General features: G+C 63.3%; 19 protein-coding genes and 1 pseudogene. 10 read left to right on the top strand and 10 right to left on the bottom strand.

The window, feature by feature from the left end; translation table 11 throughout:
- Positions 1-213: 213 nt before the first annotated feature.
- From GJV26_RS16775 to GJV26_RS16765, 3 genes are all read right to left on the bottom strand, one after another.
- Positions 214-1,242, bottom strand: coding sequence for a helix-turn-helix transcriptional regulator (locus GJV26_RS16775; RefSeq protein WP_155709829.1), 1,029 nt, complete (start codon positions 1,240-1,242; stop codon positions 214-216).
- Positions 1,242-1,523 carry a hypothetical protein gene (locus GJV26_RS16770; RefSeq protein ID WP_155709828.1) on the bottom strand — a complete coding sequence of 94 codons (282 nt, stop codon included), beginning with the start codon at positions 1,521-1,523 and terminating at the stop codon, positions 1,242-1,244. The genes GJV26_RS16775 and GJV26_RS16770 overlap by 1 nt, the downstream gene beginning before the upstream one ends.
- 123 nt (positions 1,524-1,646) lie before the next feature.
- Positions 1,647-2,132 carry a hypothetical protein gene (locus GJV26_RS16765; protein WP_155709827.1) on the bottom strand — a complete coding sequence of 162 codons (486 nt, stop codon included), beginning with the start codon at positions 2,130-2,132 and terminating at the stop codon, positions 1,647-1,649.
- A 229-nt stretch (positions 2,133-2,361) separates the two neighbouring features.
- On the opposite strand from GJV26_RS16765, the gene GJV26_RS16760 reads away from it, so the two are divergent.
- The 3 genes from GJV26_RS16760 (at position 2,362) to GJV26_RS16750 (ending at position 5,822) form a co-directional block, all read left to right on the top strand.
- Positions 2,362-4,461 carry an AAA family ATPase gene (locus GJV26_RS16760; RefSeq protein ID WP_155709826.1) on the top strand — a complete coding sequence of 700 codons (2,100 nt, stop codon included), beginning with the start codon at positions 2,362-2,364 and terminating at the stop codon, positions 4,459-4,461.
- Positions 4,462-4,679: 218 nt separating this feature from the next.
- Positions 4,680-5,429 carry a hypothetical protein gene (locus tag GJV26_RS16755; protein ID WP_155709825.1) on the top strand — a complete coding sequence of 250 codons (750 nt, stop codon included), beginning with the start codon at positions 4,680-4,682 and terminating at the stop codon, positions 5,427-5,429.
- 21 nt (positions 5,430-5,450) lie between these two features.
- Complete coding sequence (locus GJV26_RS16750; RefSeq protein WP_229419328.1) at positions 5,451-5,822, top strand: DUF1330 domain-containing protein; 372 nt, start codon at positions 5,451-5,453, stop codon at positions 5,820-5,822.
- Between the two features lie 121 nt (positions 5,823-5,943).
- Here GJV26_RS16750 and GJV26_RS16745 read toward each other — a convergent pair.
- A pseudogene (locus tag GJV26_RS16745) lies at positions 5,944-6,516 on the bottom strand (cyclase family protein); the annotation flags it as partial.
- 209 nt (positions 6,517-6,725) lie between these two features.
- Between GJV26_RS16745 and GJV26_RS16740 the strand changes: the two are divergent.
- Both GJV26_RS16740 and GJV26_RS16735 read left to right on the top strand, forming a co-directional pair.
- Positions 6,726-7,688: an alpha/beta hydrolase gene (locus GJV26_RS16740; RefSeq protein WP_155709824.1), complete on the top strand. Its 963-nt coding sequence runs from the start codon at positions 6,726-6,728 to the stop codon at positions 7,686-7,688.
- Between the two features lie 161 nt (positions 7,689-7,849).
- Positions 7,850-8,251 (top strand): cupin domain-containing protein, encoded by a 402-nt coding sequence (locus GJV26_RS16735; protein WP_155709823.1) that lies wholly within the window; start codon positions 7,850-7,852, stop codon positions 8,249-8,251.
- Between the two features lie 33 nt (positions 8,252-8,284).
- Here the strand turns inward: GJV26_RS16735 and GJV26_RS16730 are convergent, their stop codons facing one another.
- The 3 genes from GJV26_RS16730 to GJV26_RS16720 form a co-directional block, all read right to left on the bottom strand.
- Positions 8,285-9,358: a porin gene (locus GJV26_RS16730; protein ID WP_229419326.1), complete on the bottom strand. Its 1,074-nt coding sequence runs from the start codon at positions 9,356-9,358 to the stop codon at positions 8,285-8,287.
- Between the two features lie 55 nt (positions 9,359-9,413).
- On the bottom strand, positions 9,414-10,805 hold the full coding sequence (locus tag GJV26_RS16725; RefSeq protein ID WP_155709821.1) for an MFS transporter: 1,392 nt from the start codon (positions 10,803-10,805) through the stop codon (positions 9,414-9,416).
- Positions 10,806-10,944: 139 nt separating this feature from the next.
- On the bottom strand, positions 10,945-11,898 hold the full coding sequence (locus GJV26_RS16720; protein ID WP_155709820.1) for a 2-hydroxyacid dehydrogenase: 954 nt from the start codon (positions 11,896-11,898) through the stop codon (positions 10,945-10,947).
- 215 nt (positions 11,899-12,113) lie between these two features.
- Here GJV26_RS16720 and GJV26_RS16715 point away from each other — a divergent pair, with 215 nt between their 5' ends.
- Positions 12,114-13,010, top strand: a complete 897-nt coding sequence (locus GJV26_RS16715; protein WP_155709819.1) for a LysR family transcriptional regulator — start codon at positions 12,114-12,116, stop codon at positions 13,008-13,010.
- A gap of 42 nt (positions 13,011-13,052) precedes the next feature.
- Here GJV26_RS16715 and GJV26_RS16710 read toward each other — a convergent pair whose 3' ends face one another.
- The 3 genes from GJV26_RS16710 to GJV26_RS16700 form a co-directional block, all read right to left on the bottom strand.
- Entirely contained in the window at positions 13,053-13,475 is a 423-nt protein-coding gene (locus GJV26_RS16710) for a hypothetical protein (protein WP_155709818.1), read from the bottom strand.
- 179 nt (positions 13,476-13,654) lie between these two features.
- A complete protein-coding gene (locus GJV26_RS16705) occupies positions 13,655-14,008 on the bottom strand; it encodes a hypothetical protein (RefSeq protein WP_155709817.1) in 354 nt (117 codons plus the stop codon).
- Between the two features lie 124 nt (positions 14,009-14,132).
- The gene (locus GJV26_RS16700) at positions 14,133-14,372 is read right to left on the bottom strand and encodes a hypothetical protein (protein WP_155709816.1); all 240 of its coding nucleotides are present in this window, start codon (positions 14,370-14,372) and stop codon (positions 14,133-14,135) included.
- A 171-nt stretch (positions 14,373-14,543) separates the two neighbouring features.
- Between GJV26_RS16700 and GJV26_RS16695 the strand changes: the two genes are divergently transcribed.
- From GJV26_RS16695 to GJV26_RS16680, 4 genes are all read left to right on the top strand, one after another.
- Complete coding sequence (locus GJV26_RS16695; RefSeq protein ID WP_189441651.1) at positions 14,544-15,278, top strand: FadR/GntR family transcriptional regulator; 735 nt, start codon at positions 14,544-14,546, stop codon at positions 15,276-15,278.
- A 308-nt stretch (positions 15,279-15,586) separates the two neighbouring features.
- Positions 15,587-16,498, top strand: coding sequence for a 5-dehydro-4-deoxyglucarate dehydratase (gene kdgD, locus GJV26_RS16690; RefSeq protein ID WP_155709815.1), 912 nt, complete (start codon positions 15,587-15,589; stop codon positions 16,496-16,498).
- 11 nt (positions 16,499-16,509) lie between these two features.
- Entirely contained in the window at positions 16,510-18,090 is a 1,581-nt protein-coding gene (locus GJV26_RS16685) for an aldehyde dehydrogenase (NADP(+)) (RefSeq protein ID WP_229419325.1), read from the top strand.
- Positions 18,090-18,974, top strand: a complete 885-nt coding sequence (locus GJV26_RS16680; RefSeq protein WP_155709814.1) for an SMP-30/gluconolactonase/LRE family protein — start codon at positions 18,090-18,092, stop codon at positions 18,972-18,974. Before GJV26_RS16685 ends, GJV26_RS16680 begins: the two co-directional genes overlap by 1 nt.
- The last annotated feature ends 509 nt before the right edge of the window (positions 18,975-19,483 follow it).

The following is a 19,483-nucleotide window of genomic DNA, read 5'->3' as shown; positions in this document are numbered from 1 at the left end:
CGATGGATAAAGGTCCGCATCATACGAAGGCGCGCTGCACCGCATCAACGACATTGTGCCAATATGCAAATTCTGCAGCAGCTTCTATGCTTATGATTTTTATGCCATGGCGAACGTCGAAAGCCAATGTGCAGCCAGTGTTAGAAATACCGGCCGCGTTCCGGTGGCGACTGGTTGGCAGAAGGAACCTCGACGCGGACAAACGCCTCCCTGCTAGCCGCGAGTCATGCTGGCCGGTGTATACGCTTGTGCCATGCGCATCGCGATGCCGGCGATTTCATCCCGCAGCGCGGCAGGCTCCTGCACCACGACGCCATCGCCGAAACCCAGGAGCCACCACACCAGGGCGCGTGTAACCGGCACCGTTGCCGACAAATGCAGCCGCCCCTCGGGATCGACGCTGACCATCTGGTCCGGGGTGAGCGGCGTTTCATGAAGGTGTTCGCCCGCTGCACGCGTGAACACGGCGCGCAACTCGACCATGCCGCCGGTCAGCACACCGAAGACGCCCGATCCTATGTAAGCATCAATGTCGAAATCCGGTTTGGAACGCGCCGCGTCATACCGCGCTTCGGCCTGCACGATACGGTGCAGCGCGAGGGTGCGCACATCCTCATAATCGGCAAACATGCAGACGAGGTAGATGACGCCACCGCGCTGCACCACGGCCAGCGGATGCACCGCTTCATAGACTGTTTCGGAAGTTGCATCGCGCTTGCGGTAGTGCAGCCGCAACTGGCGTCCTTCCATGAGCGCCTGGTACACAGTGCGCTGGCATCCAGCGTCGACTCGCGGCGCCATCATTGGCTGGTGGGGCGGCACGCTGCGCACCTTGCCGAGCCAGTCCTTGGATGGCGCAGCTCCGCCGGCGGCGGAAAGGGCCAGTCTCGCGGACCGGAAGTGCGGCTGCAATGCATCGATCGCATCCGGTGGCAACTGGTTGCCGAGATGCTGTTCCACGAGCGCCAGGGTCAATGCTTCCGGGAGCGTCAGCCCTGGAAGGTCGAAACTTGCCGCATTGCGTTCCCAGCTCCACCCGAACGGCCGTTCGCGGTCATCGACCACCAGCGGAAATACCGCCGCCAGTTCGTTCAAGTCGCGTTCGACCGTTCTTTTGGTAACGGGGAAATCGGCAGCACTCAGCCGTTCACGCAACTCCGCCGCCGAGATCTTCTGCGGCGACCGTGGAATCAGGCGCAGCATATTCCATTGGCGCAGCAGCGAATGCTGATTGGTGGCCATCAGGTCGTGCGTTCGAGCTGGCTTGCCGCCGCGGAAAAGATAACCGTCCGCGCCATGCAGGCATTGAGTGCCGGTACCAATTGGGCAATCGCTGCCGCGATCTTCCGGCCATCTTCGAACGACGGCTCGATCGGCGACGACGCCGCGTAGTTGGCCGGTTCCGTACATACCAGCCGCAGGTCGAACACCGGAATGCCTTGCATTACGGCCTCGTACAGGATCACGCCGTTGAACAACGCCAGTGCGTATTGAGCGTTATCGAAGATCGAATCGCCCAGCAATACAATGTGTGCCATGCCTGTGCCCTGTGCCGGAAAAACCCCATGGTGCCACCGGGTGGTGACAAATGCTGTCGCATCGCGCCAGGATGCCCTGCAACCGTCATGGCCATTGCCGCGTGCCTGCTAGACCGGGTGCAGCGTATACGCGTTGTCCTCCGTGATCTCGAAGAACAGCACGCCGTCCGGCGAGACGGTGACCGGGTCGGCACTCCAGATCGTCACCGCTGCCGCCGCCTGCCGTACCAGTTCGTCGAGATGCGCGTTCCCGGCCATCGCCGACGCCAGTTCTTCTTGGGTAACGCCCGGCAGGAACAGCGGTGCCAGCCCCAGCTTGTCCTGTAGGCTGCCTGCGGCCCAGTCCTTCAACTGCTGGTTCACCAGCGACTGGATCTTCCTGATGTCGGGATGATCGCGTGCATCGCTGACGGTGAGCTGGATCATGGCAGGCGCATGGCGAAACCGCAGTTCGCAGGCAACGTACTGATCCTGCGCGAGTGCCCCGGCGGCGGCATTCTTGAGTGCCAGCTGGGGCGTCGGGCTGGCGTACACCGCATGCCGGCGCGATGGCTTGTCAGCGGGTCGCGTGAACTCCCACAGGTTGTCGACCATGTAGGAAACATTACTGGGCAATCGCCGGCCCGGGTTTCGCAAGTTCTCTTGCCCTGCATTCAAGGTGGAACGCCGGACAGCACGGTAGAGAGGCATGTCGTCTCCTTCCAGGTGGGGGTCGGCAGAGGGTACCCGACAGGGTCAACCGCATGCAAATGACGGTAGCCATTTATGCGACGCAATTTGTCGCGTAGCACCGGAGAATACTCGTCATCAACAGGAGAAATCGATGACCCTACGCCGGCGCAAGCCCTCCAGCACTTCGACACCCGCCACCATCAGCGACCTGGTGCACCTGTGGCAGCTGCGCATCCTGGTGCCGCTGGGCGGCTACAAGACCTTCATTACCACCAACGGTTTTTCCAGCGACAAGGTCGCCACTGCCATTGGGCTGGGAGGCTGGATCGACGATGACGACCGAGATTTCGATGCCGTCGCCGTGCGCCGCGACCTGCGGGACATGCACCGCACCGCGGAGGCTTGCGCAGACCAGCTGGCATTGCCCGCCACGCTCCAAGCCAACATTGCACGCCTGGCCGGCCTGGTCGGACTCTCCCCCACGGATTGCAGGATCCTGGCGTTTGCCACGATGATCAACCAGCACCGCCAGCTCGACGACTGTGCCGACACGCTGGGCCAGATGAATTCGCTGAAACTGTACGACACGCTGGCGACCCTGCTTCACCTCGACCCGAGGGCGGTCAGTTCGGCACTTGGCCCCCACGGCGTCCTTGCGCGCTCCGGCCTGCTTTCGGTGGACCGGGGCGGCTCCGGCTACCTGGCCAGCAAGCTGGACCTGGTCTCCGGCACCTTTGCCGATGCCATCCTGGCGTGCGATGCCGATCCCCTGATGCTGCTGCGGGACACGATCTGCCTGAGTCCCCTTGCCCGGCTGGCGCTAACTGATTTTGCCCACATCGGCAAGGCCCTGGCGATCCTCCGCCCTTATCTCGAGCAGGCGGTGGCCAATGGCCAGCGCGGTGTCAATATTTTCCTGCACGGCGCCCCGGGCACCGGCAAGAGCGAACTGGCCCGCGCACTCGCCGCGGCACTGTCCAGCGAACTGCTGGAGGTGGCCAGCGAAGACACTGATGGCGACCCCGTCACCGGCGAGCGGCGCCTGCGCGCCTACCGCGCGGCGCAAAGCCTGCTGGGCCAGCGCCAGGCGCTGATTCTGTTCGATGAAGTTGAAGATGTATTCAACGATGGCGAGGGCATGTTCGGCCGCAAAAGCACGGCGCAGCGCCGCAAGGCATGGCTGAACCGGATGCTCGAACAAAACAAGGTGCCAACGCTATGGCTGGCCAACTCCATCGACGGCATCGATCCGGCCTTCATCCGCCGCTTCGACATAGTGATCGACATGCCGGTACCGCCACGGGCGCAGCGCGAACGCATCGTGCGCGCGGCCTGCACCGGTCTGCTCGATGAACCGGCGATCCAGCGCATTGCGCGCTCCGACGAGCTGGCACCCGCCGTTGTCAGCCGTGCCGCCAGCGTGGTGCACAGGATTTGCGACCGGCTCGGTGCTACCGGAACGGCCCGTGCCGTGGAATGGCTGATCGACCAGTCGCTCGAAGCACAAGGCCACATGCCGCTGCGCCAGGCCGCCGCTGGCCGCCTCCCGGCGATATACGATGCATCGCTGCTCAATGCCGACGTCGACATGACCACGCTCGCGCAAGGGCTGAAGGCCACGGGTGCGGGCCGCCTCTGCCTGTATGGCCCGCCGGGAACCGGCAAGACCGCGTATGGACGCTGGCTAGCCGAACACCTCGGCATGCCACTGCTGGCCTGCCGCGCCTCGGACCTGATGTCGAAATGGGTGGGCGGGAGCGAAAAGAACATCGCTGCGGCGTTCCAGCGCGCCGAGCGCGAGAATGCCTTGCTGCTGATCGATGAAGTCGACAGCTTCCTGCAGGATCGTGCCCAGGCCCGCCAATCGTGGGAAACGACGATGGTCAATGAAATGCTGACCCAGATGGAAACCTTCTCCGGCCTATTCATCGCGTCTACCAACCTGATGGATGGCCTCGATCCGGCGGCATTGCGGCGGTTCGACATGAAGATCCGTTTTGACTACCTGGCGGCTGGCCAAGCGGCACAACTGCTGGGCCGCTACTGCAGCAACCTGGAGTTTCCGGCACCTTCGGCCGAGGACCTGGCGGCCATGCACAGGCTGGTGAACCTGACTCCGGGCGATTTCGCGGCCGTCGCCAGGCGGAACTGGTTCAGCCCCATCGCATCGGCTGCAGCGTTTGTGCGGGCACTGGAAGGCGAATGCGCGCTCAAGAGAACTGGCGGACGCTCGATCGGCTTTGTGTCCTGATCGCTCCGCGTCACGCCGGCATCCCATGCATGCCGGCGTGGATGTTCAATAGTCGATGATCAACTCGTTAGTGCGCAGATATCGAAACTTGCAGAACTGTCTGATCCAGGCTACGACGTCATTGAATCAACTATGAATTATAAGTAGCAGTGGGGCAGAATGTGATGAGAGCTCGAAAAAGCTGCGCCAACACTATTTATCGTTAATAACGGAAAAACATGCAAGAACTCATCAACGACTTCATGAAGAACTTCTATGGCTACGGCAATCTCAATGGCCAATACTGGTTTATTGGCATGGAAGAAGGTTGCGGTCCCGACTGGGATAAGGATGTCAAGCCCCGGTTTGAATATTGGGAAGCCAGGAAGCGCAAGCAGACGGAAGATTTGCGTGACTTTCATTTCAGCATTGGCATCAGAAATCACTGGGAGCCTATCGATGGACGACCGATCAAAGTCCAGTTCACATGGAAACGTCTTATCGAAACCATTCTGGCCGCGACGGGGGGAATTATTACAAGCGAAAATATTGTCGACTATCAGTCCAAGCATCTTGGCACTCTCGATGGTAACAATTGCTTGCTTGAGCTCCTTCCTCTTCCTTCACCAAACGTTCGTGAGTTCGGCTTCAAGCACTTAGCAAATGAAGAGTTTCCGTTTTTTGCCAGCCGAGCGAAATATCGAAAACATATCATGCAAGCACGTATCGATGCTATTCGAAATCTGATTTCCGATAAAAAACCACGTCACATTGTCTTATATGGCCTGACTTATGAGCGGCAATGGAGCGACCTCGTGAAGAATGCCAACTGGAAAACATTAGATAACTTTGTTAAATGCTGCCGTATTTCCGAATCCCATGTATGGCTTGTTCCTCATCCAGCAGCACATAATATACCTCGCAAGCTTTTCGAAGAACTGGGCGAGAGAATGAAAAAAGCAGACCACCAGCCTACAATCTGTGATTGAAGTCATCAGCTCAGAAATTGATTGAAGGAGAAACAAGTTGGTTGCAAGCGCCACCGACTGGTTTGCCTGCTTGATGGCGATCTTCTTAACGGGCTCAAAAGATCATGTCTAAAAGGCATGACCCATTCCGTCAGCTTACAGCCGGCATCTCGTCCAGCAATTTATCCAGCGTCACCGGATAATTATGGCCCGGTCGAGACGCTGGAAGGGCCCCAGGTCGACGGTGCCGTTATCCTGCAATTCCCGACGGCCGCCGATGCCAGGGCGGCCTATGACAGTCCCCTCTACCAGGAAGCGCTCCAGCATCGGCTGAAGGGTGCCGAGTATCGCGTCTTCATCGTCGAAGGCGTCCAGACGGCATGCCGCGCCACGGCCATTGCGCACCGGGCGTGACCGTGAACCTGCCCCTTTCTCCAAGGGCCGAGGGCATTTACCTTGTCGAGATTGGCATCGCTGCTCAACGCACTACAAAAATGAACTGCCGGGCTTTGGCCGAAGGATTGCCGGTCCCGCTTCAGCAGATCGCCACCGGATTAATGTTCACCTGGGTCGAGCCCACGTACAGGGGCTGGCCCAGCACGAACAGGAATTCGAAGACCCCGTCGCGCACCAGCGCCCTGGTATCGATCAGCTCGAAGTTGTAGATGCCGCGCTGCGCCAGCATGAACTGGTTGACGGGAAATTCCTCGCCGGTCGGATTCGGGTAGACCTCGGAAGCCCAGGTGTCGCCGCCGAAGGCGACGATATCGCGCTCGGCCAGCCAGCGCGCCGCACCGATGTCGATGCCCGGCTCGACTTCCAGGAACTGCCTGTTGTCCTTCCCGATCAGTTCGAGCCATCCGGTGTTGAACAGCACCACGTCGCCCGCTTCGATCGCGATGCCCTGCCGCGCCAGCGTCGCTTCGATGTCGGCCACGGTGATCGCGGTACCGCCCGGCACGATGTCGACGCCGAACTGCGCGGTCATGTCGAGCACCACGCCACGCGCTACCAGTGGCGGCACCTTCTCCACGCCCAGCGTCTTCACGCCCTCCACCGTCATGAAGTCTTTCGCGCGGTTGCCGTTGTAGTACATGTGGTCGATGCCTTGATTCGCAGTCAACAACGGCCCTGCGCGGTACGACTTTCAAAAGCCTGCCCGTTGCCGCGCAGCCGGTCCCGGGCGATAGCAGGTATCGCATTTAAAGGCTTCACGGTGGTGAATCGCGCACCTACACTGGGCCGATAACACGGCAATGCCGCCGGCAGGTGAAACGCACCATCGGCGGCCGACAACCACCACAATACAGAGACTCCATGCAGACAATCCAGACCCTGCGTTCCGGCGCCTTCGCCGCCGCCCTCCTGCTGGCCCACGCCGCGTTCGCCCAGGCGCAAAAGCCGGCCGAACCCGCGGCAAGGATGGACATGGCGGCGTTCTTCGCGGCCAATCCGCCGAAGCCCGCCGCCGCCGCCACCGAATCCTCGATACCGCTGCTGCCGGAAGGCTCGGCGGACAGCGAAACCTGGGAAACCATGTTCGGTCACCGTACGGTGCGCAACGTTACCCGGCCGGCGCTTTATCCCGTCAGGCCGGCGGCCGGCAAGGCCAACGGCACGGCACTCGTGATCGCCCCCGGCGGCGCCTTCCTCAGCCTGTCGTTCGACACGGAAGGCATGATGCTGGCGAAATACCTGGCGGAGCGCGGCGTCACCTGCTTCGTGCTGAAGTACCGGCTCGACCCGACACCGAAGGACGTGGGCGGTTTCATGCGCACGGTGGGCGAGCGCATGGGCAGCGCGAAGCCGCGCATGGCACGCGGGGACCTGATCGACAGCAAGGCGCAGCCGCTGGCCCAGCAGGATGGTCTCGCCGCCATCGGCTGGGTGCGCGGCCATGCCGGCGAATACGGGATCGATCCACGGCGGATCGGCATCCTGGGCTTTTCCGCGGGCGGCATGACCGCGATGAACGTGGCCACCGCCTACGACGCCGCGACGCGCCCCGATTTCGTCGGCGTGATCTACGGCGCGGCGCCGGAGCGGCCGGTGCCGAAGGATGCCCCGCCGATCTTCATCGCGCTGGCGGCGGACGACGGCTTGCTGGGGCATGCCAGCGTGCCGATCTTCGAGGACTGGCGCGCGGCGGGCAAGTCGGCCGAACTGCACGTCTACGCGGCGGGCGAGCACGGCTTCGGCATGCGCGGCACCGGCACCAGCGCCGATCACTGGAACGAGCATTTCGTGCAGTGGCTGAAGGCAGCGCGCCTGATGCCCTGAGCCGGCATGCGGCCGGCTCCTGACGCTTTGATTTGTACCGCCATGTATCCGGCCCCATGCCGGACAAACTTGCCGCCATTCCGGATACGCGGCGACATGCCCCATACACATGGCCATGGCCTACTGTGAGCTCTTCCCCACTCACGCAAAAAGGACCCGCCATGAAAAATCTCCACACCCTGATCGCCACCACGGTGCTCGCCCTGGCCGCATCGCTGTCGACAAGCGCCCATGCGCAGATGGCGGGCCTTGGCCGGGCAGACCTGCTGAAGGAAAGCATCAGCGTGCCCGGCAAGGAGCTGGTGCAGGTGCGGGTGGATTTCGCCCCGGGTATCGAAGCACCCCGGCATTCGCATCCCGGCGAGGAAGTGGCCTTCGTGCTGGAAGGCACGCTGGAATACCGGATCGACGGCCAGCCGCCGGTCACGCTGAAGGCCGGGCAAACGCTGTTCATTCCGGCGGGCGCCGTGCATTCGGCCCGCAATGTGCACCATGGAGAATCGAAGGAACTGGCCACCTATCTCGTGCAGAAAAACGAGCCGCTGGTAACGCTGGCGAAGTAGTTCCGCCCGCCGCTGACCGGCGGCGCCGACCGTTCAGAACGTGTGGCGCAGGCCGAGGTTGTAGCCGGTGCTGCCGCTGCCCGATTCCGTGTTGTTCCCCACCGTGTAGCCCGCGCCGTTGCGGTTCCGTACGTGCCCGTAGGCGCCATACACGCCGGTACGTTTCGACAGCGGGACCAGGTAGGCGACGCCCCAGGCGCCGGCATCCTGGTCGAAGCCGGTGCGGTCGTCCTTGTGCATGGCCGAGAACATCAGGTTGCCCGGGCCGGCCGGTGCGCTGAAGCCGAGGAGCAGCTCGCGGCCGTCGGTGGACGCGGTGGGTTTCACGCCGCCGTAGGGATTGCCGGCATTGGCCAGGGGTGCGCTGTTGTCGCCCTTGTCCACGCCGTAGCCGGCATGCAGCCGGATGCGGCCAAGCTGGTAGCTGGCGCCGAGCAGCAGGTTGCGGCCTTGCGAACGGTCGATCGCCGCCGTGCCGGCACTGGCGGCCACATCGGAATTCTTGCTGTTATAGGCGAGCCGCACCGCCAGCGGGCCCGCCGTGTAGCCGATCGCGCCGCCGAACTGGCGCCCCGCGGAGGAATCCGCCTGCTCGCCGGCGCTGTACGCCAGTTCGGCATCGATGCCGCGCGAACGGGGCATCGCGTACGTGATCGTATTGCTGGTGCGGACATTGGTGCCCGAATCCGGGAACAGGTTCCCTGCCCTGCCGGCATAGCTGGTGCCGAACGGGTCCACCACGTTGACCAGCGTGGTGTGATACGGCGTGAACTGGCGCCCGATGGCGACCGTGCCGAAGCGTCCCTTCAGGCCGACAAAGGCCTGGCGGTTGAAGATCGCGCCGGCGGCGTCCACCTCGCCGGTATCGATCCTGGTACCGGTTTCGAGGGTGAAAATGGCCGCCAGGCCGTTGCCCAGGTCTTCGGTGCCGCGAAAGCCGATGCGCGAGGCGGACGCCGCCCCGCTGGTCACCTTGGCGACATGGCCGGCGCTGCCGCCGCTTTCACCGACGACGGCCGCGTCGACAATGCCGTAGAGCGTGACCGATGTCTGGGCTTGCGCGGCGGCGGCGCCGCACATGAGGAGCATGGCTGCTGTCTTGTTCAATCTTGTCTCCATCGTTTCGTTGGTGTTTTTTGGCGTGATGAGAGCTCGTGTCCGCCTACGCGGACTTTTCCGGCTCGATCACCGGTTCGACGATGGTGAACAGGATCAGGAGACAAACCAGCGCGCTGCACCCCATGTAGGTGAAGACGGCGCTCCAGCTGTACGTGTCGAGCAGCATGCCGGCAAACAGCGGCGCGCATGCACCGCCGACCTGCCCGACGGAATTGATGATGCCGAAGGAAACCGGGTAGCTCGCCTTGCTGGCCAGGCCCATCGGGTACACGGCATAGCCGCCGAAGCCCGCGCTGACGGTGAGGCCCGCCATGAACAGGGTAAAGCCCAGGTATGCGGCATTGTCGGGCGCGTTGACCAGCGCCAGCATCATGAAAATGGTGCCGAAGGCGCTGAGCATCATCAGCGGCTTGCGCCGTTTTCCCAGCAGCCGGTCGGAAACGAGCCCGCCCAGCAGGTTGCCCATCACCGCGCCCAGGAAAGGCGCCGAAGCCAGGAAGCCCATCTTGATCGACGTGAAGCCTTTCACTTCGACCAGGTAGGTGGGGATCCACGACATGAAGATATTGGTGATGCCGATCATGCAGCCGTAGCCGATGGCCGCCCCCAGGATGTTCCACGATGTAAAGACATGGCGAAGCGTGTTCAGCTGCGGAACCTTCCTGGTCCTGATCAGCGTGTCCAGCCAGGCCAGGTTGTATTGCCTGCGCACCGCCGACGATGCAGGCTCGCCGACCGCCAGCCCCGCCTCGCTGCGGATGTAGTCGCATTCGGCTTTCGAGCAGAACCTGCTTTCCTCGGGGGTATTGGTCACCGTGAAGATCCACAGGATCGACAGCAGTATTCCCGGAATGGCGAACACATAGAAGATTTCGCGCCAGCCCCACACTTCGATCACGACCACGCACACCGACGGCACGATCAGGGGCCCGAGCTTTGATGCCGTCAGCCACAGTCCGGTGGCCGTGCCCTTCTCCCTGGCCGGAAACCAGCGGTTGATGATGTTGGTGCAGCCGATGCCCAGCGGGCCCTCCGAAATGCCCAGGCCTATCCGGAAAAACTTCAGCAGGAATACCGACGACGTCGTGCCCATCAGCCCCGTGAAGACGGATGTGAGGATCATGAAAACGGGGAACAGCGCCCCCGTCACCTTGTTGCTCAGCCGCTTGTAGAGCAGGCCGGCCGGGATCTGCACCACGCCGTAGGCGAACGAGAAAAGGCTGATGATCATGCCGGCTTCGGTATTGCTGATGCCGTATTCCTTTTTCATGTACGGCAGGGCGATGCCGAGATTGGCGCGGTCGGCACAGGCGATCGCCCAGATCACGAAGATCAGCCCGAGCACCACCCACCGGTAACGGCCCACCCTGGCCGGCGCCGCGGCCGGCGCGATTTTCCTGTCCACCTCGTCACGGATTGCTTTGACCTGTTCCATTGCTGTTTCCTTGTTATGGTCTTGCAGCGCGGTTTGTCTCCTGCCGCGCTTCCTGGTTAGGATACTGGCGCCCGGAATCGCGCATGCGCCTGCATGCGTTCCCGGGCATGAAACGTCATCGGCGCAGCGCGCCGGGTGCTCAAGTGGTGAGGCTGTTCTCCGGCCGTTGCCCGGCAAGCGCCTGGGCCAGGCTGGCCAGCACCATTTCGCCCATCGCGGTGCGGGTTTCAACCGTGGCGCTGGCGCGGTGCGCCTGCAGCACGACCCGGTCCAGCGCCCGCAGCGGGGCCGGCACGTTGGGTTCGTCGACGAACACGTCGAGCCCCGCACCCGCGATGCGGCCTTCCTGCAGGGCGGCGACCAGGTCCGGTTCGTTGACCAGTTTGCCGCGGGCGATATTGACCAGGTAGCCATCCTTGCCGAGCGCGTCGAGCACGGCGGCATCGATGATGCCTTCCGCCTTGTCGGCCGCGGCGGCCAGCACCAGCGCGTCGCTCCCCCGGGCGAGTTCCCGCACATCGGCGACAAAGCGCCAGGGCAGGTCGTCCATCGCGTGCAGGTCCGTGTAGCTGACCGGGCACCCGAACGCGGCGGCCCGCGTGGCGACCGCGCGGCCCACCCGGCCCATGCCGACGATGCCGACGCGCATGCCGCTGAACCGGCGCGACAGCGGAATGGCGCCGGGATGGGGATTCTGCGCCCACAGGCCTTCGCGCACCACGCGGTCGCCGGAACAGATGCCGCGGCAGGTCGCGATCAGCAGGCCGATGGCAAGGTCGGCCACATCCTCGGTCAGCGCGCCGAACGTGGCCGTCACGGCGATGCGGCGCTCGCGGGCATAGGCCAGGTCGACGGCATCGGTGCCCACGCCGTTGATCGCCACCACCTGCAGGGCCGGCAACTGGTCCATCAACGCATTGCTGATCCCGGTATGCCCGCCGGACACGACGCCGCGGATCGTGGCGCCGATTTCCCGGACGTAGGCACCCTTGTCTTCGTGCTCGAACAGGCGGTGCACGGTGTAGAGCTCGTTCAAGCGCTCGCTGATCGCGGGAATCAGGATGGGGCTCAGCTGCAAAATGCCAGGTTTCATGAATGTGTTCCTCGGTTCGGCCAGTCATGGCAGTGGAAATGGTCAACGCGATGCGCTGCTCGCATGGCGCCTGAAGAAGCGGGAAGTCGTTGTTCACCGCTCAATTCGATGACGATGATAAAAGTGTCGGTGATGCCGGTCCAATGCGCATTGCCAATTATGTGATACCTTAATTGGATCAAGAGACACAGGCTTTACCAGCAGCAGGAGGATGAATGTTCGATCTGAAGCAATTGCGCTGTTTCGTCACGGTGGCCACGGAACTCAACTTCCGGCGCGCCGCGGAACGCCTCAACATGACCCAGCCGCCGCTGACGCGGCAGATCCAGCTGCTCGAACATGAACTGGGGGTGCAACTGCTCGAACGCACGAAGCACTCGGTGAAGCCGACGACCGCCGGGCAGGTATTCCTGGTCGATGCGATGCGGCTGCTGAACCTGGCCGAACAGGCCGCCAATACGGTGCGGCGGGCCAGCAAGGGGGAAACCGGCAGGGTGCGGGTAGGGTTCACGGGCGCCGCCGGGCATGAGATCGTACCGAAACTGCTGGCGGCCGCGAAACGGGCGTTACCGGATATCGATGTGGTGGTTCATGAGCTGGTGTCGGCGGCGCAGATCGAAGCCTTCGCGGCGGATGCGATCGACCTGGGCATCATGCGCCCGCTCGGCTCGCGGCAGAAGCTCGAATCCTTCCTGGTCGAGGTCGAGCCGTTGATCGTGGTGCTCCCGGCGGCGCATGCGCTGGCCGGCTGCGAAAGCATCGACCTGGCCAGCCTGGACCGCCAGCCGTTCATCATGCATTCGCCCGACGACGGCAAATACTTCCATGACCGGACCATGAGCCTGTTCTGGTCCGCGAAAGTGATGCCCGATTTCGTGCAGTACATCGACCAGACGCCCACCATCATTTCCATGGTCAGGGCCGGCCTGGGCGCGGCGATCGTGCCGGCATCGGCCAGGCGGTTCAATTTCGATAGCGTGGTGTTCCGGCCGATCCCGGGCGATGCGATCTCGGCCGAGATGATCATGGCCTGGCGCGCGGACCAGGCCATCCCGGCCGTCACGGCGCTCAGGCTGATGGCGCAGGATTACTTCGCCACCCCGGGGCATTGAGCCCGGCTGCTCGCCGGCCGGGCAACGGCACGGCAAGGCGTTCTACGCATCCCGGGGCTTCGTGGAAGCCGGCCTGATCAGCGCATAGCCGGCCTCCCGGTCCGGCAGCACGCCCGCCTGCACCAGCCGCGACACGATGCCGCCATCGGTGCGGCCCAGCTGGGCGGCGATCTGCCCGATCGGCGTGCCGGCCTCGAACTGGTGCAGCAGCGTGTCGGCGTCGTCCGCGGACCACTTCTTGCCCGCGTTCGGCACCACCACGCCATTGCGCATCACCGGCGCCCGGCGCGGCGCGCGCTCCGGTTTCACCACCAGCACGTCGCGCAGCGCACTGCGCGCGATGAACAGCGCGCGGATCACTTCGGGCGCGGTGCAGGCGTCGCCTTCGCGCAGGGTTTCGCCGGTGCGCGGATCGGTACCGAGTGCCAGCTGTTCGAGAATACTGGATGCCTGTTCCGGGGTCATGGTGTGCCTTTCGCTCAACGGTTCACGATCCATGGTAGCCGCCGGGGGCGCGGCCGGCAGGCGGCTTCAGCCAGGCACTGGAATGCCTCAACGGCAAACGACATCAACGGAACCAGAATCAAAAGCGGGCTGATCACTTGCACCGGCAGGCACTCGGCCGCGGAACCGCCGGCCCTGCATCAGCGGTCCTTGTAAGGCACGGCGCGCAAGGTATCGGGCCGGGAGTCGGGGAGAGAGGTGTCGATCTCGCACAGCCACGATTGCGCGTATTCGATCGTTTCGCCATGGCGGTTACGGATGCGTTCGAAGCCGGTGAGCGTGAAGCGGTTATCGCCGCACCACAGGATGCGGGGTTCGATCAGCGTTTCGCGGATCACCTGGGAATCGTGTTCCATCAACCGGGCCAGCTTGACGGGGCGGTGCAGGCCCTGGTCATCCGTATCGAGGATGCGCAGGTCGCCGAAGCGGGGCGCGGCACGGTCGCCGAGCACGCGGCTCGGCAGCGATATGCCACTCATGCGCAATTTGACCATCTTGATTCTCATACTTGCCCACCAGAAAATATACTGTGTTTTTGTACAGTATATCAGCCGCGGACAACGGAACCGTTTTTTTGACAATACCGCCGGGACGGTAGGCTGCCGTTTGCGAGTTCGCCTATTTGCCGATGCCGCTGCCGAGCGAGTTGCCCATCGACCGGGCATCCTCGACCATCTTCGCGGCATCGTCGCGCGACATGACGAGCGTCTTGCCATCCCGTTCGACCTTCTTGCGCGGGATATTGCTGCCGGTGGGCGTGTAGGCATTGTCTTCGTTGAAGGTATTGGCCTTCCCGCCGGGTTCGGAAGCGGCACAGGCGGTCAGCAGGCAGGCAACGGCCAGGATGGCATGTCTCATGGAGTCCTCCTTGTAGTCGAGCCGCCAGCGTAGCACCGCATCGCGGTCCGATGCCGGGTTGCGATGCCACAAAGACAATTTCACGACAATTGCACAGCGTTGCAAAGTCATCATACAACCGGGAGGCGCACCGCCGCGTGCTGGTATAATCGGCACTTCTCGAGGATTACCATGCGCATGACCGACACGATCGCCACAACCGCCGCGCCGAAAAAGCGCCACCGCAACCTTGCCCAGGGCGTGGTGGAAAGCATTGGCGCGAGCATCCGGGAAGGCGTGCTGAAGCCGGGCGAAAAACTGCCCACGGAATCGGTGATCATGGAACTGCACGGCGTAAGCCGCACCGTGGTGCGCGAGGCGATCTCGCACCTGCAGGCGGCCGGGCTGGTGGAAACGCGGCATGGCATCGGCACCTTCGTGCTGGAACCGCCGGCGCCGGGGCTGCTGATTTCGCCGGATACGATCCGCACGATCGAAGATGTGCTGGCGATCCTGGAACTGCGCATCAGCCTGGAAACGGAAGCCGCCTGGCTGGCCGCCGCGCGCCGCACCGAAGAGCAGTCGCGCGAGATGGGCGAAGCGTTGCAGCGCATCCTGCAGGGCGGCTCGGTCGAGGCGGACGTGCAGTTCCACATGCTGATCGCCCAGGCCACGGGCAACCGCTACTTCGTCGACATCCTCACGCACCTGGGCACCACCATCATCCCGCGCGCCCGCGTCAATTCGGCGCAGCTGGCGCACGACGAGCCGTCGGCCTACCTGCAGCGCGTGAACCGCGAACACGAAGACATCTTCCATGCCATCGAGCGCCGGGACCCGGAAGGCGCCCGCGCCGCGATGCGCACCCACCTCTCCAACAGCCGCGAACGGCTGCGCAAGGCGCAGGAAGAAAGCGCCGGCGGCTGAACATTGCCCCAACCGGGGGGTGGAGCAGGTATTTCGCGGCGCGCAGCTTCGTACCTGCGCAATGGAGAGAGCCTTCAGGCCCTCTTCCGGCCCCGGTTTTAGTTGCCTGAAACCGGGGTCAGACCCCGGTTTCAGGAAATATTTCCCAAACTTGGGGCCATGTTCCCGGTGACAGTTTTACCCACGCAACGCTCGGCTACCAAAATGCTTGCTCCGGCTTTGATATAGTTGTACGATGTCATACAACGATGGTTCGCCATCACAAGCCCCTTCACCTGTTGTTCCACTTATCAAGAAGCGAGACAGATATGCAACCGTTAGAAATCCAGAAAGTCCTGAACCATGGCCTGCTGTCGTTCCCGGTCACCGACTTCGACCAGGAAGGCAACTTCCGCGCGGATACGTACGCGAAGCGCCTGGAATGGCTGGCTCCATACGGCGCAACCGCCCTGTTCGCCGCCGGCGGCACGGGTGAGTTCTTCTCGCTGACCCCGAACGAATACACCGACGTCATCAAGACCGCCGTCGACACCTGCCGCGGCGTGGTGCCGATCCTGGCCGGTGCCGGTGGCCCGACCCGTCAGGCGATCGCCTACGCACAGGAAGCGGAAAAAGTCGGCGCGCAAGGCATCCTGCTGCTGCCGCACTACCTGACCGAAGCCAGCCAGGACGGCTTGGTGCGCCACGTGGAAGAAGTCTGCAAATCCGTCGATTTCGGCGTGGTCGTGTACAACCGCGGCGCCTGCCGCCTGACCGCCGATTCGCTGGAAAAGCTGGCTGACCGCAACCCGAACCTGATCGGCTTCAAGGACGGCATCGGCGACATCGAACTGATGATGTCGATCTGGCGCCGTCTGGGCGACCGCTTCAGCTACCTGGGCGGCCTGCCGACCGCGGAGATTTATGCGGCCGCGTACAAAGCTCTCGGAGTCCCTGTATACTCGTCCGCTGTCTTCAACTTCATGCCGAAGCTGGCGATGGACTTCTACCACGCTGTCGCCAACGACGACCGCGAGACCCAGAACCGTCTGATCGACGAATTCTTCCTGCCGTACCTGGCCATCCGCAACCGCAAGGCCGGCTACGCCGTCTCGATCGTGAAGGCTGGTGCGAAGATTGCAGGCTACGATGCCGGTCCGGTGCGTGCACCGCTGACCGACCTGAATGAAGAAGAAGTCGCGATGCTGGAAAAACTGATGCGTGCCCAGGGCCCGCAGTAAAAGGAGAATACATGCAGCAGATTAAAGGTGAAATGATCATTGGCCGCTCGACCGTGAGCGGCAAGGAAGGCTCCGTCAAGGCCATCGATCCGTCTCGCAACGAGCAGATCGAACCGGCTTTCGGCCTGGCTTCCCAGGCCGAGCTGGACCTGGCCTGCAAGCTGGCGGACGAGGCGTTCGATCGCTACCGCGAAACGACGCCGGAACAGCGCGCCAAGTTCCTGGAAACGATCGCCGACCGCATTACCGACCTGGGCGCGACCCTGATCGAACGTGCGATGCAGGAAACGGGTCTGCCGCAGGCCCGCCTGGAAGGCGAGCGTGGCCGCACCTGCAATCAGCTGCGCCTGTTCGCAAAAGTCGTGCGTGACGGCCGCTACCTGAGCGCCACGCTGGACTCGGCGCTGCCGGACCGCGCACCGGCACCGCGTTCGGACATCCGCCTGCGCAAGATCGGCCTGGGCCCGGTTGCCGTGTTTGGCGCCAGCAACTTCCCGCTGGCGTTCTCCGTGGCCGGTGGCGACACCGCGTCCGCGCTGGCCGCAGGCTGCCCGGTGATCGTCAAGGCGCACTCGGCCCACCTGGGCACGTCCGAGCTGGTGGCGAAGGCCGTGCAGCAGGCCGCCATCGAGTGCGACATGCCTGAAGGCGTGTTCTCGATGCTGATCGGTTCGGGCCAGACGATCGGCCAGAACCTGGTGAGCAATCCGGCCATCAAGGCGGTGGGCTTCACCGGTTCGCGCGCCGGCGGCGTGGCACTGATGAAAACCGCGGCAGCGCGCGAAGAGCCGATCCCTGTGTATGCAGAGATGAGCTCGATCAACCCGGTATTCTTCCTGGAAGGCGCGCTGGCGTCGAACGAAAAGCTGCCACAGCAATTCGCCGATTCGCTGACGCTGGGCGCAGGCCAGTTCTGCACCAACCCGGGCCTGTTGATCGCGATCGATTCGCCGGCACTGGACAAGTTCCTGGAAGGCACCAAGGTTGCGCTGGCAGCCAAAGGCGCCGCCACGATGCTGACCCCGGGCATCCACTCCGCGTACAACAAGGGCGTGGCACAACTGGCGGGCATCGAAGGCGTGTCGCTGATCGCCCAGGGCAAGACGAGCGAAGTGCCGTGCGGCGCGGTTGCTGCACTGTACGAAACCTCGGGTGAACATTTCCTGGCCAAGCCGGAACTGGAAGGCGAGATCTTTGGCCCGACGTCGCTGCTGATCCGGGTGAAAGACGAAGCCCAGCTGGTAGCGGTAGCAGAACACGTCGAAGGTCAGCTGACCGCCGCCGTGCACGCTACGGGCAACGACATCGCCGTGGCGAAAAAACTGCTGCCGACGCTGGAACGCAAGGCCGGCCGCATCCTGTTCAACGGCTTCGGCACCGGCGTGGAAGTGTCGCACGCGATGGTGCACGGCGGCCCGTTCCCGTCCACGTCCGACAGCCGCTCCACCTCGGTGGGCGCCTCCGCGATCGACCGCTTCCTGCGGCCGGTTTCGTACCAGGACGTGCCGGCCGAGCTGCTGCCGGCCGCGCTGGACAGCGCCAACTCGCTGGGCATCCCGCGCGTCGTCGACGGCGAGCTGGTGCTGAAGTAATGGCGAACCCGTCGATCGAGCGTATCGACGGCGTGCATTGCGCGACGGGCGAAAGCCCGGCGTGGGATGCCGCCGCCCGGGCGTGGTACTGGGTCGACATTCCCGCGAAACGCGTCTGGCGGCTCGCTGCCGCCGGCAAGGCGCGTTCGTGGGACCTGCCGGAGATGGCCGGCTGCGTGGCACCCCGTGCCCGCGGCGGGCTGGTCGCCGGCATGGAAACGGGGATGTACGATGTCGACCTGTTCGACAATGGCACGGTGGCCACCACGCTGCTGGGCAAGCCGGCCGATCTCGGACCCGGCATGCGCTTCAACGATGGCCGCACCGACCGCCAGGGCCGCTTCTGGAGCGGCACCATGTTCATGGACATGGCTGCCGCGAAGGACATCGGGCAGCTGTACCGCTACGATGGCAACGGCCTGTCGCAACCGGTGGTGTCCGGCCTGCTGACGCAGAACGGCCTGTCGTGGTCGCCCGATGGCAAGACGATGTACCTGTCCGATTCGCATCCGAAGAGCCGCCTGGTGTGGGCCTTCGACTACGACACCGCCACGGGTACTCCGTCGAACCGCCGGGTGTTCGCGAACCTGGCCGATCACGTGGGCCGTCCCGACGGCGCCGTGGTCGACGCCGATGGCTGTTACTGGATCTGCGCCAACGACGCCGGCGCCCTGCTCCGCTTCACGCCGCAGGGCAAGCTGGACCGCCGCATCGACGTGCCGTTCGCGAAACCGTCGATGTGCACGTTCGGCGGGCCGGATCTGCGCACGATGATCGTTACCTCGATCGTTTCCGGCAAGCCGGAAGATGCCGAATGGGGTGGCAGTGTCATCTTGCTGAACCCGGGTGTGCAGGGGCTGGCGGACGCTTCTTGCGCGTTCTGATGTAATTCGTTTTACCTGTTGCAAAGGAAAGGCCCGCGTCCATGGATTGGACACGGGCCTTTCTGTTTTTGTGGCTGCCCGGGCATCGAAATGCCGGGATTGCCCGGCGCTTGCAGTTGTCACCATGATGAGCTTCAGTGCGGCCCTGGGAAGCGCCATCGGCAAGAAGAACCGCAGGAATATGATGGCAAAAATCTTGTAGCCGCTCCACTTGTATCGCTCCGCATACGCCGCCAGGGCACCGCCGGGAAAACCCGGTCTCCACGATGCGATTCATCTTTTTCTACAGTAAAGTTGCTACGCGTTAGCGATTCGCCTTAAAACAGTGATCTTACCGTTTTGCCGGTCTCGGTATTGCGACAGGTCATCATGCGATATCAATGTGGCCAAGACTCTGCGCGCGCTGCTTGCCGTGAATGCTGCTGCCCGTGATATCGCTCGCAATTAACTAGCGAATCAATCGTTTATCGTAAAAACGATATTGAACAGGCTTTAAAAATTATTATCAA

Origin of the sequence: Pseudoduganella dura, assembly GCF_009727155.1 — a bacterium.
GTDB lineage: Bacteria > Pseudomonadota > Gammaproteobacteria > Burkholderiales > Burkholderiaceae_D > Rugamonas > Rugamonas dura.
This window is presented reverse-complemented; position numbering and strand designations above follow the sequence as displayed.

Excerpts from the sequence above, each read along its gene's own strand:
- GJV26_RS16775 (WP_155709829.1), bottom strand. The coding sequence starts at position 1,242 with ATGGCCACCAATCAGCATTCGCTGCTGCGCCAATGGAATATGCTGCGC.
- GJV26_RS16765 (WP_155709827.1), bottom strand. The coding sequence starts at position 2,132 with ATGGTCGACAACCTGTGGGAGTTCACGCGACCCGCTGACAAGCCATCG.
- GJV26_RS16760 (WP_155709826.1), top strand. The coding sequence starts at position 2,362 with ATGACCCTACGCCGGCGCAAGCCCTCCAGCACTTCGACACCCGCCACC.
- GJV26_RS16755 (WP_155709825.1), top strand. The coding sequence starts at position 4,680 with ATGCAAGAACTCATCAACGACTTCATGAAGAACTTCTATGGCTACGGC.
- GJV26_RS16740 (WP_155709824.1), top strand. The coding sequence starts at position 6,726 with ATGCAGACAATCCAGACCCTGCGTTCCGGCGCCTTCGCCGCCGCCCTC.
- GJV26_RS16735 (WP_155709823.1), top strand. The coding sequence starts at position 7,850 with ATGAAAAATCTCCACACCCTGATCGCCACCACGGTGCTCGCCCTGGCC.
- GJV26_RS16725 (WP_155709821.1), bottom strand. The coding sequence starts at position 10,805 with ATGGAACAGGTCAAAGCAATCCGTGACGAGGTGGACAGGAAAATCGCG.
- GJV26_RS16720 (WP_155709820.1), bottom strand. The coding sequence starts at position 11,898 with ATGAAACCTGGCATTTTGCAGCTGAGCCCCATCCTGATTCCCGCGATC.
- GJV26_RS16715 (WP_155709819.1), top strand. The coding sequence starts at position 12,114 with ATGTTCGATCTGAAGCAATTGCGCTGTTTCGTCACGGTGGCCACGGAA.
- GJV26_RS16710 (WP_155709818.1), bottom strand. The coding sequence starts at position 13,475 with ATGACCCCGGAACAGGCATCCAGTATTCTCGAACAGCTGGCACTCGGT.
- GJV26_RS16705 (WP_155709817.1), bottom strand. The coding sequence starts at position 14,008 with ATGGTCAAATTGCGCATGAGTGGCATATCGCTGCCGAGCCGCGTGCTC.
- GJV26_RS16700 (WP_155709816.1), bottom strand. The coding sequence starts at position 14,372 with ATGAGACATGCCATCCTGGCCGTTGCCTGCCTGCTGACCGCCTGTGCC.
- GJV26_RS16695 (WP_189441651.1), top strand. The coding sequence starts at position 14,544 with ATGCGCATGACCGACACGATCGCCACAACCGCCGCGCCGAAAAAGCGC.
- kdgD (WP_155709815.1), top strand. The coding sequence starts at position 15,587 with ATGCAACCGTTAGAAATCCAGAAAGTCCTGAACCATGGCCTGCTGTCG.
- GJV26_RS16685 (WP_229419325.1), top strand. The coding sequence starts at position 16,510 with ATGCAGCAGATTAAAGGTGAAATGATCATTGGCCGCTCGACCGTGAGC.
- GJV26_RS16680 (WP_155709814.1), top strand. The coding sequence starts at position 18,090 with ATGGCGAACCCGTCGATCGAGCGTATCGACGGCGTGCATTGCGCGACG.